Origin of the sequence: Bacillus spongiae (assembly GCF_037120725.1) — a bacterium.
GTDB classification, from domain to species: domain Bacteria; phylum Bacillota; class Bacilli; order Bacillales; family Bacillaceae_K; genus Bacillus_CI; species Bacillus_CI spongiae.
Genome location: NZ_JBBAXC010000006.1, coordinates 113,693 through 127,995, shown reverse-complemented (window position 1 = coordinate 127,995; position 14,303 = coordinate 113,693). Strand labels below are relative to the sequence as shown.

At 36.4% G+C, this 14,303-nt stretch carries 15 protein-coding genes; all 15 read right to left on the bottom strand.

What is annotated here, in order from left to right; genetic code table 11:
• Window positions 1-117 precede the first annotated feature (117 nt).
• The 15 genes from WAK64_RS09155 to WAK64_RS09085 all read right to left on the bottom strand — a co-directional run bounded on the left by WAK64_RS09155 (window position 118) and on the right by WAK64_RS09085 (window position 14,293).
• Entirely contained in the window at window positions 118-1,311 is a 1,194-nt protein-coding gene (locus WAK64_RS09155; RefSeq protein ID WP_336586661.1) for a pyridoxal phosphate-dependent aminotransferase, read from the bottom strand.
• Window positions 1,312-1,332: 21 nt separating this feature from the next.
• A complete protein-coding gene (locus WAK64_RS09150; RefSeq protein ID WP_336586660.1) occupies window positions 1,333-1,809 on the bottom strand; it encodes a cell wall elongation regulator TseB-like domain-containing protein in 477 nt (158 codons plus the stop codon).
• Window positions 1,810-1,828: 19 nt separating this feature from the next.
• The gene (locus WAK64_RS09145; protein ID WP_336586659.1) at window positions 1,829-1,999 is read right to left on the bottom strand and encodes a YpmA family protein; all 171 of its coding nucleotides are present in this window, start codon (window positions 1,997-1,999) and stop codon (window positions 1,829-1,831) included.
• Window positions 2,000-2,192: 193 nt separating this feature from the next.
• Window positions 2,193-2,999 carry a hypothetical protein gene (locus tag WAK64_RS09140; RefSeq protein ID WP_336586658.1) on the bottom strand — a complete coding sequence of 269 codons (807 nt, stop codon included), beginning with the start codon at window positions 2,997-2,999 and terminating at the stop codon, window positions 2,193-2,195.
• Between the two features lie 85 nt (window positions 3,000-3,084).
• A complete protein-coding gene (gene dinG / locus WAK64_RS09135) occupies window positions 3,085-5,877 on the bottom strand; it encodes an ATP-dependent DNA helicase DinG (RefSeq protein ID WP_336586657.1) in 2,793 nt (930 codons plus the stop codon).
• Window positions 5,878-6,427: 550 nt separating this feature from the next.
• Window positions 6,428-6,814 (bottom strand): aspartate 1-decarboxylase, encoded by a 387-nt coding sequence (gene panD, locus WAK64_RS09130; protein ID WP_336586656.1) that lies wholly within the window; start codon window positions 6,812-6,814, stop codon window positions 6,428-6,430.
• Between the two features lie 18 nt (window positions 6,815-6,832).
• Entirely contained in the window at window positions 6,833-7,678 is an 846-nt protein-coding gene (gene panC, locus WAK64_RS09125) for a pantoate--beta-alanine ligase (protein ID WP_336586655.1), read from the bottom strand.
• The gene (gene panB, locus WAK64_RS09120) at window positions 7,675-8,514 is read right to left on the bottom strand and encodes a 3-methyl-2-oxobutanoate hydroxymethyltransferase (RefSeq protein ID WP_336586654.1); all 840 of its coding nucleotides are present in this window, start codon (window positions 8,512-8,514) and stop codon (window positions 7,675-7,677) included. The genes panC and panB overlap by 4 nt, the downstream gene beginning before the upstream one ends.
• Window positions 8,515-8,733: 219 nt before the next feature.
• On the bottom strand, window positions 8,734-9,717 hold the full coding sequence (locus WAK64_RS09115) for a biotin--[acetyl-CoA-carboxylase] ligase (protein ID WP_336586653.1): 984 nt from the start codon (window positions 9,715-9,717) through the stop codon (window positions 8,734-8,736).
• The gene (locus tag WAK64_RS09110) at window positions 9,702-10,895 is read right to left on the bottom strand and encodes a CCA tRNA nucleotidyltransferase (protein WP_336586652.1); all 1,194 of its coding nucleotides are present in this window, start codon (window positions 10,893-10,895) and stop codon (window positions 9,702-9,704) included. The genes WAK64_RS09115 and WAK64_RS09110 overlap by 16 nt, the downstream gene beginning before the upstream one ends.
• A gap of 11 nt (window positions 10,896-10,906) precedes the next feature.
• Window positions 10,907-12,034 (bottom strand): N-acetyl-alpha-D-glucosaminyl L-malate synthase BshA, encoded by a 1,128-nt coding sequence (gene bshA / locus WAK64_RS09105; protein ID WP_336586651.1) that lies wholly within the window; start codon window positions 12,032-12,034, stop codon window positions 10,907-10,909.
• Complete coding sequence (gene bshB1 / locus WAK64_RS09100) at window positions 12,031-12,741, bottom strand: bacillithiol biosynthesis deacetylase BshB1 (RefSeq protein WP_336586785.1); 711 nt, start codon at window positions 12,739-12,741, stop codon at window positions 12,031-12,033. The genes bshA and bshB1 overlap by 4 nt, the downstream gene beginning before the upstream one ends.
• Window positions 12,734-13,153 (bottom strand): methylglyoxal synthase, encoded by a 420-nt coding sequence (locus WAK64_RS09095; protein WP_336586650.1) that lies wholly within the window; start codon window positions 13,151-13,153, stop codon window positions 12,734-12,736. The genes bshB1 and WAK64_RS09095 overlap by 8 nt, the downstream gene beginning before the upstream one ends.
• A 10-nt stretch (window positions 13,154-13,163) precedes the next feature.
• Window positions 13,164-13,958 (bottom strand): 4-hydroxy-tetrahydrodipicolinate reductase, encoded by a 795-nt coding sequence (gene dapB / locus WAK64_RS09090; protein ID WP_336586649.1) that lies wholly within the window; start codon window positions 13,956-13,958, stop codon window positions 13,164-13,166.
• Window positions 13,955-14,293 carry a nucleotide pyrophosphohydrolase gene (locus tag WAK64_RS09085; protein ID WP_336586648.1) on the bottom strand — a complete coding sequence of 113 codons (339 nt, stop codon included), beginning with the start codon at window positions 14,291-14,293 and terminating at the stop codon, window positions 13,955-13,957. The genes dapB and WAK64_RS09085 overlap by 4 nt, the downstream gene beginning before the upstream one ends.
• Window positions 14,294-14,303: the final 10 nt, after the last annotated feature.

Genomic DNA, 14,303 nt, shown 5'->3' with positions numbered 1-14,303 from the left:
ACTTATATGTAATTATGGCTATTATACATTCGATTTTCTAATTATACAATCCGGCTGATAAGCTATCAATACTCTATTCATAGTTTCTCCGACAGATCCACATTTTCATGAATTTAATTATTTTGCCATTTTTTCATGAACAAAGGCATCCATTCGACGAATAGCCTCTTCTAATAAGTCTAAGGAAGTAGCATAGGAAAGACGTATATTATCTTCTGATCCAAAGCCCGATCCAGGAATAACGGCAACCTTTGCTTCTACTAATAGTGCTTTAGTAAAATCATCAACATTTACAAATCCAGTTAGTGTTGCCGCTTCTTTCACATTAGGGAACAGATAAAAAGCTCCCTGTGGCTTTTCACATGTAACTCCTGGAATTGAAGTTAATTTACTAAAGATGTTCAATAATCGATGTTCAAACGACTGTCTCATTATTTCTACTGGCTCTTGTGTACCATTGTATGCTGCAATACTGCCAAATTGAGACGGTGTCGTTGGGTTTGAAGTGGAATGGCTAGCTAAGTTTGTCATTGCTTTAATTAATTTCTCATTACCAACAGCATAGCCGATTCTCCATCCTGTCATCGAATGTGACTTGGAGACACCATTAATAATAATGGTTTGTTCCTTTAACTCATTTGAAAGTTGCGCAATAGAAGTATGAGTTGCACCATTGTAGACTAATTTTTCATAAATTTCGTCAGATACAATGAGAATATTATGCTCTAAACAAACCTCTCCCAATGCCTGTAACTCTTCTGATGTATATATCATACCAGTCGGATTGCTCGGTGAGTTGATAATTAATGCCTTTGTTTTTTCACTAATCGCTTTTCGAAGTTGCTCAGGGGTAACTTTGAATGAATTCTCCTCTTTTCCTTCAACCGATACTGGCACCCCTCCAGCTAATTTCACCTGTTCAGGGTAACTTACCCAATATGGCGTAGGAACAATAACCTCGTCCCCTTCGTTTAGCAATACTTGAAATAACGTATATAATGCATGCTTAGCTCCACTCGTAACAATCACATTGGCAGGTTGATACTCTAATTCTTGGTCCTTTTTTAATTTTGCTACAATCGCCATTTTTAGTTCATTTAATCCACTAGAAGGAGTATATTTCGTTTGACCTTCCGTCATCGATTGATACGCAGCTTGTATAATATGCTCAGGCGTATTAAAATCTGGCTCTCCTGCACCCAAACCAATCACATCAATTCCTTGAGCCTTCATCTCCTTTGCCTTAGCCGTTATGGCTAGCGTCGTTGAAGGTGTTAATGCACTAACTCTATCTGCAAGCTCCCATTTCATTGTTTCGTTCTCCTCTCAAGTTTAAATATTTTCAATTGTTCTCGACCATTCACCAGTTTCGAAATATATATAATAATAATTCAAATCATCTTCTTCATCGAGATAAGCAAGTTCCCAAATAGGTCGACCTTTTTCTAAACCGAGCCCAATTGAAAGAAGTTCCTTTACATTCTTGTCATTGGCCAGTATATTATAGGCCTCTTTTTCCGTAGTACCATTTGCCCAATTTTGAATAATAATTTCTTTATTTTTATCCTCTGGAACAAACGCAATAAGCTTTTCATTTTGTTTGTTTTCTCCCACCACAGAAATATAGCTTTGTGTTCCATGGTAGATGTAGGTCTCTAATACAGTGTCTATTTCTGTTTTTTCTAATGCAGATTGAATTGCATAGTCTTTTGCTTTTTCAAAGGGTTCACGAGCATTTATATAAAGCATGATCATGACACCCAATAAGGAAATAACAAAAAATAATAAACCAATCATTCGTTTTTTCATTATGTACCAACCGCCTACTCTATGTACGATAAATTGTAAATATCGCCTTATCTTGGTCTTTTTGATCCAACGCCAACCCAAACATTAAGTCTCTCTCCTTTAATGTTCGATTTAATACATCGACAACTTTATATAAATCAGGGGAATGTTGAATTTTAACAGTTGAAATCATTTCAATTTTACTTTCCATTATTATGCCTCCTACATACCAAACAAATATTGTAACTCATACCGTGTACACTTTCGGTCAAAATAAGAGTACAGTATTCCTAATCATCATTATAACAGCTATAGAAGATGATTTTGCAAAAAATATGACTAACATTATTCTAATTCACACACACCATTCAGCAAGCCCTTCTCAGGGCTTGCTTCTTTAGTGTTTAAGGAGAAATAAATTCCTTTTTAGGAAACGTAAGCACCTCATAATTATCTTTATCGAACTTAATAGAAATTAAGCCATTTTGCTTCGTATAATACACATCCACCCATGTTTCATAAAAAACTTCTAATAAATCCTCATTTTTCTTTGATTCTCCATTGTTCCCAATGATGGCTGTTTGAGGATCGAGGTGATGAATAAATTTTTCTGAAACAAAATACTCTTTAGACCAGATCGGTAACTTGATAATGCTAATGTTATTAAGCTCTTGAGAAAGGTGCTCTGTTTCAATTTGATGATTAATGTTTTCTATCCAGAAAAGCTCATTATTGTGAAGTGATATCGTGAAATTAACCCCGTTCCCATCATATTTAACGTCCAATGCAATTCCTTCAGCAAGCTCTAACTTTTCTCCTTTTACTAAAGAAGTTTGAACAGGGAAGAATTTATTCATATCAATCGCTAATGGGGTTAACAGGATTAACTGTTTAATATCATACTTTGTTTGCAATCGTTGAAGCATTCTAGCATCTATCATTGCTGTCAAAATAATCCCATCAACTTGTTTGATCTGAAATTGTTGTAGAAACTGATTAATTTCTTTTTCATTCTTTGTTGTGCCAGCATTAATCAAAAAAACTCTATTATTTGGCAAATGTATGATAGCACTTTCACCGTTTTCAATTGGTAAAAAAGAAAAGACAACTTCATTCTCCTGAACATTGAAGTCAATTGTCGTTTTTTCTGCAAAAACGATACTCTGTGAAAATAATAAAAGAAAACTGATTACCAATACAAACCTAGTCATTAATTCCCCATCCTTCAACGCTTTTCTATCTTTAGCGTGTGTTAAACAGAAAAATCTATGAAGGGAACTTTAAAAAAAGCAAAGACTATAACCAATTCTCAATAACATCTATCATACCTTCGAGAGGCTCTTGTCGTACAGGTATATCAGGAATAGACTTTAAAAAGGCATTACCATAACGAGTCGTATGAATTCGACGGTCAAATACAATAATAACTCCCCTATCTGAACTTCTCCGCAACAACCTCCCTACACCTTGCTTAAATCTGATTACGGCTTCAGGTAATGAATACGAGTAAAAAGGATTTTTTCCTAGCTGCTGTAATTTTTGACTCTTCACTTTATTAATGGGTTCTTCTGGAGAAGAAAACGGTAGCCTAACCAAAACTAAACATGATAAATCATCTCCAGGTATGTCGACACCTTCCCAGAAGCTATTTGTCCCAAAAAGAATTGCCTTTTCAAATCGTTGGAAGTTTTTCGTTAACCTTTGCCTGCTTCCTCCTGTAATCCCTTGAGCCATCAATATGTAATCCTCTAATAAACCACTCTCTTTCATTAAATCATAGGTCATTTTGAGCATTTCATAGGAGGTAAATAAAATTAACATCCTTCCTTTTGTCGCTTCCGCAATTGGAATTAAGTGACTGGCAATCGCTTCTGAATATTCTTCTAACGAGACGGATTGTATATCTGGAATATCTGTAGGAACCAATAATTTTGACTTCTCTTTGAACGCAAATGGAGATAGAAATTGAAACGAAGTAACATTATTCTTCAACCCGATTGCATCTTGAAAATATGAAAAAGATCCCTCCACAGTTAAGGTTGCTGAAGTCAAAATAATGCTTTGTTTACGCTTGTATAAGAGTTCTTCTAATAGCTTTCCTACTGAAATGGGTTGGGTTGTTAATTCAAGGCTATTCGGTATCGAACGAATATCTCCTTCAAGCCATACAACCTCTTCCTCTTCCTCTTGTAAAATCATTTGATTTAGAGAGGTAGAAAGCTCCTCCCATTCCTTTATGAACAAATGACATTCTTGCAAGAATACTTTTTCTCGGTGAGTCAAGGTAGGATAATACTTCATTACGTGCTCAACAACTTTTCTTAAACTTTCTTCAACCTCCCTTACACTGCTATAAACTCTTTCAGCTGAATATAGAAGGGGTTTCTTCCATTTTTGACCACTAGAATTATGGAATGAAATTTTCTTTTTATGTGAAGCATGGGTCATTTTCATCGGACGAAGCACTTCGCCTAGCAATTGAAAAAACTCATATAGTTCTTCAAATGAATTTCCAATGAGTGAATCCACTTCAAAAGGATGATAAGGAATTGATAGCGCATGTCGATGAATTAATTGATCAAGTTTATAAAAAAGCTGTTTTTGTTCTAACGTTCCTAACTGCCCCATTAAGAAACGGGCTGACAGAAAGTCCAGCGACCTCCCTAAATACCTTCTTGCAACCCCTTCTAGGTGGTGTGCTTCATCAATGATAAGGTAATCATATTCTGGTAAAGTGGTCCCTCCTGTTTTAACATCTGTAAGGAGCATACTATGATTTGTAATGACAATATTAGCAGCAGACGCTTGTCTCTTAGCACGAGTGTAAAAATCCCACTCAATCCACGGATTTTTATGATTTGATATCAAATCGCCATCATGCTTCAGCCTGTTCCAAAATAATTTCCCACCACTTGATAAATTTAGTTCATCAACATCTCCTGCTTCAGTATCCAACAGCCAAACTAAGATTTGCATTTTTGTCATAACCGTATCGTATTGCTTATCTTCTTCTTTTAATAACTGCTCAAATTTATACAAGTTTAAATAATGACTTTTTCCCTTTAATAAACTAACCATTATCGAAAATGGCAGCAGCTTTTTGAGAGTGGGAATTTCTTTTTCTAATAACTGTCCTTGCAGTTGAATTGTATGAGTACTAACTACCACGGTTTTATTTGATTGATAGGAGTGGTAGGCTGCGGGGAGTAAATAGGCAATGGATTTTCCTATGCCTGTTCCAGCTTCAATCATACAATGCTGACCATTTTTAAAACTATCATATATATTGTCCATCATTTCCAATTGGCTTGTTCTTTTTTCAAACGTATCCATTTGCTTCAGCGTTTGGAGCTTTTTCTTCTCTGTGTATGGATAGTGAATGCATTCCTTCGCTTCTACTTTAGATGATTGTTCATTCTTCCCTATAACTAACCCTCTATAAGACTCAAGCGAAACAGGCAATTCTTCAACATATTTTTCTTTTTGCTGAACAAAATAATCGAATAAAAGGTCGAGATCGCTTCTTAAATCCTTTGCTAGTTCAGATAACTTTTTTAATGTCATTAAAGGAAGTTTTTGAATTTTGTCCATAAACATTAATAATAATTCAGCTGTAACCATTGCATCACTATCAGCCTGATGAGGACGATCATGCTGAAAGGAGAATTGCTCGGATAAATCTGAAAGTTTATAGCTATCTGCTGTTGGTAATATAATTTTCGCTAACTCTACCGTATCTATCGTCGGACCCGAAAACGGATTAACTTCTGATTCCATAAGTTCTGACTGAAGAAACGTTAAGTCAAACTGTACATTGTGGGCAACAAAAATGGCTCCTTCTACTAGTTTCTCTATCTTTGGTGCAATATCTTTAAAAAGAGGGGCACCTTTCACTATAGAATGGTTGATCCCCGTAAGTTCTTCGATAAAAACAGGGATGGGTTGTTGAGGATTAAGAAATGACGTAAATTGATCCACTATCTTTCCATTTTCGATGATTACGGCAGATAATTGAATAATTTTATCACCTTTTTTTGGGGCATTGCCCGTCGTTTCTAAATCCATTACTACCATTCGCTGCAAGTTCATTACAATCACTACCTTTAATTTCTCTCTCAATAAAATCTTGTTACGTTCTATGTAGAACAGGTACGATGTTAGTGTACCATATATTAAGGCAATTTGACCCTCTATTCTAAAAGCAATATGCCGTATTATTCGGCTTTTACATCTTCATAAGAAAATACGAGTATAATTGCCACCCATTAAATGGTTTTCTTAATTAAGTAAATAAAATCAATGGTTAGGAATTATTATTAACAAATTACAGGATTTCACATACATACTATTAGTTGCGGAGATTTCATTTTCTAAAGGGCCATAATAGATGATAAATCAGATTATAAAAAGAACTTCCCTTTACTCATTTAACGTAATAACGAGATAATCTAAAAATGTTTACATTCAGAACAAAACGTACTCACCCGAAATTAAGAGATAGCTTGAGTCTAAAGGAAAAACATTGCTTCGTACTTATAGTTAAGATTTAATCACCTGGCCCGTATAATCACCATTTTACGAAATCAGACTCTTTACCCTACAAAAAAGGACTAACAGTAATTTGCTAGTCCTAACATAATTATAGTATGACAGTTGCTTCTGGTTCAGTGTTAATCATTTCCTTTATGTGATTCTTTTCATCCATGACAGCAACTTTTGGCTTGTGGGTAGCTACCTTATCTTCTGGTACGAGTGCATAAGAAATGATAATTACAATATCTCCTACTTGTACTAGACGTGCTGCTGCACCATTTAAACAAACGACGCCACTTCCTCTTTCACCAGCAATAATATAAGTTTCAAGTCTGGCTCCATTGTTATTATTCACAATTTGAACCTTTTCATTTGCAACCATACCAACAGCATCCAAAATATCTTGGTCAATGGTAATACTTCCAACGTAATTTAAGTTGGCTTCCGTAACCGTTGCTCGATGAATTTTTCCGTTCATCATCGTTTTAAACATGTATTTTCCCCCTAGTTGTCAAATTTCAATTATAATATTATCGATTAAACGAGCAGATTGAAACTGTACTGCTATAGCAATAATAATATTCCCTTGTAATACATTTACAGCTTCAAGGCTCGGGTATGAATAGACCTCAATATAATCTACTTCACCGCTTGTATGTTCATTTAAATAAGTTGAAATCATTTGCACAATAGCAAATGGGTCTCGCTCACCATTTTCTATTGCTTGGACCCCATATTGCAGGCTGCGATATAATTGTGGAGCCTCTTGCTTTTCACTATTAGTCAAATAAACATTCCTTGAACTTTTTGCAAGCCCATTCTCCTCCCGTACAGTAGGTACTGAGATAATTTGTAATGGGAAGTTTAAATCCTTGACTAAAGCTTCGACTACTGCAACTTGCTGCGCATCTTTTTGACCAAAGTAGGCTGCATCAGGTTGAACTAAATGAAACAACTTCGTCAAGACCGTTACGACACCATCAAAATGCCCTTCTCGCTTTTTACCACATAAGACATCTACCCTAGATATGGCTTTCATTTTAATTGAAGGAGAGTGTGGATACATCTCCTTCAATGTGGGAGCAAATAATACATCTACTCCACTTTCAAGTGCCAGTTGCTCATCTCTATGGATATCTCTAGGGTAACGTTCAAAATCTTCGTTTGGACCAAATTGTAGCGGATTTACAAAAATACTCAATACGACTATATCGTGGTTTTCACGTGCCTTTTTTATTAAAGATAGGTGTCCTTCATGGAGGAAACCCATCGTTGGAACAAAACCGATTGATTTATTTTCATGTTTCAATTCAATTATACTCTTTTTTAGCTGTTCAATTGTTTCTAACTTCTTCATTCTCTCTCTCCACCGTATAATGCTGTTAATTCATCCTCTTTCATCGTAAAGGAATGCTGTTCTTCAGGAAATTCATTACTCTTTACTTCATGAACAAATTGTTCGAGGCTACTTAATATAATTTCATTAACATCCCCGTATTTTTTAACAAATTTCGGTATACGGTCCACACCATAGGTGACCATATCATGGTATACAAGTACTTGCCCATCTACAACAGATCCTGCACCGATACCGATGGTAGGAATAGATAGTTCTTCTGATACTCTCTTCGCTAACTGATGGGGAACACACTCTAGTACTAAGGCGAACGCACCAGCTTCTTGGCAACGCTTCGCATCTTCCATCAGCCTTTTCGCTGTATCTGCTGTCTTGCCTTGAACTTTATAACCTCCTAGGACACCTACCGATTGGGGGGTTAAACCTAAATGTGCCATGACAGGAATTCCAGCTTCTGTTAGCGCTTGAATCATGTCTACCACTTTACCAGCACCTTCCACTTTAACCGCTTCAGCTTGTCCTTGTTGAATAAGTTTCTGTGCAGCAAGTAGTGTCTTCTCACGAGAAAGATGGTAAGTCATAAAAGGCATATCAGTAACAGTAAATGTATTAGGCGCACCCCTTTTTACTGCTTTTGAATGGTGAATCATATCCTCCAATGTTACAGGTACTGTAGAATCATAGCCTAGCACTACCATTCCTACTGAATCTCCGACTAAAATGAGATCAACTCCCGCTTTCTCAGCTAACTTAGCTGATGGATAATCATAGGCTGTAACCATGGAGATTTTTTCTTCATTTTCCTTCATTTTCAAAAAACTTGTTGTTTGTTTCATGCTTTCTTCCTCCTTTGTTAGAGGAGACGAAACGAAATAAAAGGTCCTCCTATAGACAGAAGGACCCTATGTTTACAGTTCATGTTTCGACCCTCTGTCCCAGTCCTAAATCGGATCAAGGCAGAATTATAATGATTAAGTATTTCATTCATTCGGTGCAGTTCAATTAAGATACCGCCCAACAGCATTATAACAAAAATATACAAAAAAGAACATATTCTAAGATTGAATTTGAATATCAGCAGAGTAGATTTCGCGAATTTTCCCATCCTCTTCTTTGACTAATAATATTCCCTCATCCGTAATTCCTAACGCTTTTCCGTATATTGTTTCATTTATTGTACGGGCAATAATGTCTTGCCCAAGGGATACTGCGTAACTTTCCCACAAAAGCTTAATTGGATAAAAACCTTCATCAATATAGACTTTGTAATATTTCTCCAATTTCAACAGTATCCGTTGTACAAGCATAGCCCTTGAAATCGTTTGACCTGATTCAAGGCTAATGGATGTGGCTATGTTTTCGAGATCATTTGGAATATCTTCTTTTTTCAGATTCACATTAATTCCAATTCCAATAATAACAGAATTAATTTTATCCGCTTCTGCGACAAGCTCTGTCAAAATACCCGTCACTTTCTTTCCCTTAATTAATAAATCATTTGGCCACTTTATTTCAGCATCTACTTCTGCAATCTCTCCAATCGCCTGAGCAACTGCAACAGCGGAAATCAACGTAAACTGCGGTGCCTTATGTGGAGGTAAATCGGGTCTTAAAATAATGCTCATCCAAACACCTGTATATTTTGGAGAATGCCATTTTCTTGTCATTCTTCCTCTTCCAGATGTTTGTTCTTCAGCAATAACGATTGTTCCTTCTGGAACAGCCTCTTGGGCTAAAATATGAGCAATTTTTTGAGTAGAATCAACCGATTGTTGATAATGAATATTTCGACCTAACATAGACGTTTCAAGTCCTATCAGTAATTCACTTTCTGAAACTTTATCAGGAGTTTGAATGATTCTATACCCCTTCTTTCTAACTGCTTCTAATTGATATCCTTCTTTACGCAATTCCTCTATATGCTTCCAAACAGCAGTCCTAGAGCAGCCCGTTTGATTAGCAAGTTCTTGGCCTGATAAAAATTTCCCTTCACCTTTGGCAAAAGCTTCTAATATTTTCTTTCTTATAGGCGATTGCATTGTTGGATCCACTTCCTTATAGCCAATTGCTCATTGACGATTTTTTCTTCCACCACATTCTTTTCAATATCTGCTAGCAGTTCTTTTACCCATGGTCCGCCTGCCCTGCCACTCCAAGTAAGTAAATCTGAACCATTTACCGACAATTCTTGGCGATCTTTTATAGGTAAATTTTCGTACCTTCTAGTCAATTCATGAACTTGATTCGGAATTTTATGTAGTGCTGCATATACCATTTCCACTTCTAACATCGTTTCAATACCAGCTCGGTAAATAGTGTAGTTATTCCAATCCTTTTGGTGCCTTTCTGCTAAACTAGATTGCGCTTTGAGTAAAAAATTGATTTTCTTGTTCGGCATTCTCCAGCTAGTTAGGAACATCTTGCTATTCATACTCGGGCACAAGGAAAGAAATAATAACCAGAATTGCATTTCACCATGAATGTAGGGTAAATAATCGATTAATTTTATCAGTGTTTTTTTCTTATCTTCCATCCCAGGAAGGTAGCGAAAAAGTCCTGTATCAACCATTATTTCTAGAGCATGCACTTTATTTTTGCCATTTATTAGCTTGCACATTTCAGCGTATATCCTCTCAACAGCAATATGTTTTAATAAAGAAGCATGCTCTTGTAGGGCCATTTTAGTCGATGGAGCTAATTCAAAACACAACTGACTAACAAACCTAACCGCTCTCATCATTCTAAGCGCATCTTCCTGAAATCGATCCTCGGCATTCCCTACTGTTTGAACCTGTCTTTTCATTAATGCTTTTTGACCATGGAAAGGGTCAATCAGATCTCCATTCTCATTCATTGCGATACTATTCATCGTAAAATCTCTTCGTTGCAAATCCTCTCTTAACGAACGAATAAACTGGACTTGATCTGGTCTTCTGAAATCATTGTATTCTGCTTCTGAGCGAAAAGTTGTTATTTCATAGGCTTCCCCTTGGAATTTTACTAAAATCGTTCCATGGTCTATTCCAATGTCAATTGTATTTTCAAAGATTTCTTTTGTTTCTATCGGTAAAGCGGAAGTCGCTATGTCTACATCGTGGATATCTCTTTTTAATAAATAATCACGAACAGAACCACCGACAAAATAAGCCTCAAAGCCAGCAGCTTTCATTCTATGTAGGACCGGAACAGCCTTTGAAAAAGGATGTGGTAAAGACATCGTTTTCCTCCTTATTCCATTAAATCTCGATAAATCGATTCATATTGGTTTACGATTTTCTCTGAATGAAAACGCCGATTCACAGAACTTAACGCGTTTTCAGACATTCTTTTGAGCACGTCTCGATTACCGAGTATATAGCTAGCCTTTCTACTCATTTCATCGATATCACCTAAAGTGCAAATAAACCCATTTTCACCATCTTCAATAACTTCCGGAATGCCCCCTATATCCGTCCCAATACAAGGTACCCCACAAGCCATTGCTTCAAGGGCAACTAATCCAAAGCTTTCCTTTTCAGAAAGTAGGAGAAGTAAATCACTCATGGAATAGAGCGTCTCTACCTTTTCTTGCTTACCAAGAAATAGCACAGAATCATTTAGCCCAAGTTCTTGGACTAACTGACATATCACACTTATTTCCGGCCCATCTCCAACAAGTAGTAATTTACTCTTAATGGATTTAGATACTTTGTGGAATACTTTCACAACATCTTGCACTCGTTTCACTTTACGAAAATTAGATACATGAATTAGAACTTTTTCATCTACGGAAATGCCATATTCTTCTCTTAAATGATGAACATCAACCTTTTGATAGACCCTCTCATCAATAAAATTATAAACGGTATGAATTTCCTTTTTTGGTTGAATTAAATCGTAAGTCTGTTGTACTAATGAGTTGGATACTGCAGTAACATAATCAGATTTCTCAATTCCAAAGCGGATACTATTCTTTAAAGAGTGATCATATCCTAATACAGTAATATCAGTACCGTGGAGAGTAGTAACGATTTTAATATTTGAATCAGCCATCTGCTTTCCTAATATCGCACAGACGGCGTGGGGTACAGCATAGTGAACATGTAGTATATCTAAATTTTCTCTTTTAATTACTTCAGACATTTTATTGGCCAAAGCAATATCATAAGGGGGATACTGAAAAACGGAATAAGCATTAATTTCAACTTGATGAAAATATACATTTCGATACACTTTGTTTAATCGAAATGGCATCGCCGAAGTAATAAAATGAATTTCATGTCCCTTTTCTGCAAGTAACTTTCCAAGCTCTGTTGCTACCACACCAGATCCCCCGACACTTGGATAACAAGTAATTCCTATCTTTAACTTTTTCATTCTTCCTCTCCTAAAAAGTCTCTCTCAAGTACAATCGGCGTTTCAGTTTTAAATCCTTCAGCATAGACGGCATTCACTTCTTTACCGAATAGTCGTTCTCTTGCTTGGATAACCTCTATGTAACCGTTCGTTAAAGGTGTTTCAATCCCTTTATCCCCTTTTGTAAATTGACTTTGATAGGCCTCAAGCGAACGTATTTTCGTCTCCATATAATCATCAATTGTCACCATAAAATCAGGTTTATGAAAGCCGTTAATCATATAATAATAAAGCGCTTTTGGACGATGAGCCTCCAGTGATTCTTTCGATTTATACTTATGTATGCCAGAAGAGAACACAGCTTCTCGGATTAACTTAGAAGCATTACCGTGATCCGGATGGCGGTCTATGCTATACGGAGCAAACACAAGTTGGGGCTTAAATTTTCTGATAACATCAACAATTTTTTGGATATTGACCTCATTCATATATAGCCCACGATCAGGCAAATCTAAAGTCACTCGTCTATTAATCCCTAAAATGTTACCCGCCCTATTGGCCTCATCTTTACGTAAAGCAATCGATCCGTTTGAAGATAAATCAGCTTGAGTGAGATCACAAATGACGATATTTTTTCCTTTGGCAGCCATTTTTGCAAGCGTACCACCCATTCCAATTTCCACATCGTCTGCATGAGCTCCAATAGCTAATATATCGACTTTATTCATTGTTGTCATCTTCTTTCTCCTTTATTACATTCCTCCATTTTAAATCTCCTCTTTCTAGACTTTTTATAAGCAATTCAGCCGTTCCCATATTAGTACCAAGAGGGACAGAGTAAACGTCACATAAACGAAGAAGTGCAGACACGTCAGGTTCGTGTGGTTGCGCAGTTAAAGGATCTCTAAAAAATAATACTAAGTCCATTTCATTCTTCGCAATCATTGAACCTATTTCTTGATCGCCTCCTAATGGACCAGACTTAAAACGATGTACAGGTAAGTTTGTTGCTTTCATGATTTTTAAACCTGTTGTTCCAGTTGCAAACAGTTGATGCTGCTGAAACACATGAGTATAGGCTGTAACAAATTCAATTAAATCGTCTTTCTTATTGTCATGCGCAATTAATGCAATGTTCATAATGCCACTCCTAATCTAATAAATTCTCTAAACCGTAAACGAGCGTTTCGAGTTTTAACACAGATTCTACTGAAAATTTCACGCCACTCATAAAGGACTCTCGGTGGAACGAATCATGTTTTAATGTTAATAATTGACCTGTCGAGCCAAACATTACCTGTTGATGGGCTACCATTCCAGGAAGGCGAACACTATGGACGCGTAGACCATCCACTTCAGCTCCTCTTGAGCCAGGTAATATTTCTTTTTCATCTTCGTGCCCCTGTTTTTTACTTTTTCGAACATCACTAATCATCTCGATTGTTTTAATCGCTGTACCTGAAGGAGCATCAAGCTTTTGGTCATGGTGCATTTCAATTATTTCAACATCATCAAAATATTTAGCCGCCATTTTTGAAAATTTCATCATTAATACAGCCCCAAGAGCAAAATTAGGTGCTATAATGCAGCCTGTTTTTCTCGCTTCAGATAGCTCCTTAATTTCAATTAATTGTTCTTGAGAAAATCCGGTCGTTCCTACTACTGGACAAACCCCGTACTCTAATGCCATTTTCGTATGGGTATACCCTACTTCAGGAACAGTTAAATCAATGAGGACATCTGCTTCAACACTTTGCAAACAAGTCCCAAGGTCAGAATAAACAGGTGCTGTTTCATGACTATCCATAATATCTCTTAACTGCTTTCCGTCATGCTTTCGATCTAATACAGCAGAAAGTTGGAAGTTCGCTTCCTTCTCAACCAATTTAACTGCCTCTCTTCCCATTTTCCCTCGAGGTCCAGCGATGATTACTTTTATACTCATTTCTCTTCTTCCTTTCTTGTCCATCGGTCCTTATCACGTGTGTTAAATTTATTCATAACCCGATCATGTGCTTCTTGAAGATCAATTTTTTGAGAATTTGCAAAGCAAATAAGGACAAATAACAAATCTCCTAATTCTTCTTCAATTGTTTTTTCTTCTTCTGACTTCTTTTTAGGTTTTTCACCATAATAATGATTAACTTCTCTAGCTAATTCTCCTAACTCTTCCGTTAGTCTTGCTAGCATCGCTAATGGACTAAAATAACCCTCTTTAAACTGTGAAATATATTGATCCACTTCTAGCTGAATGTCATTTATCGTTTTTCTACTATTCAATTCAGTAACC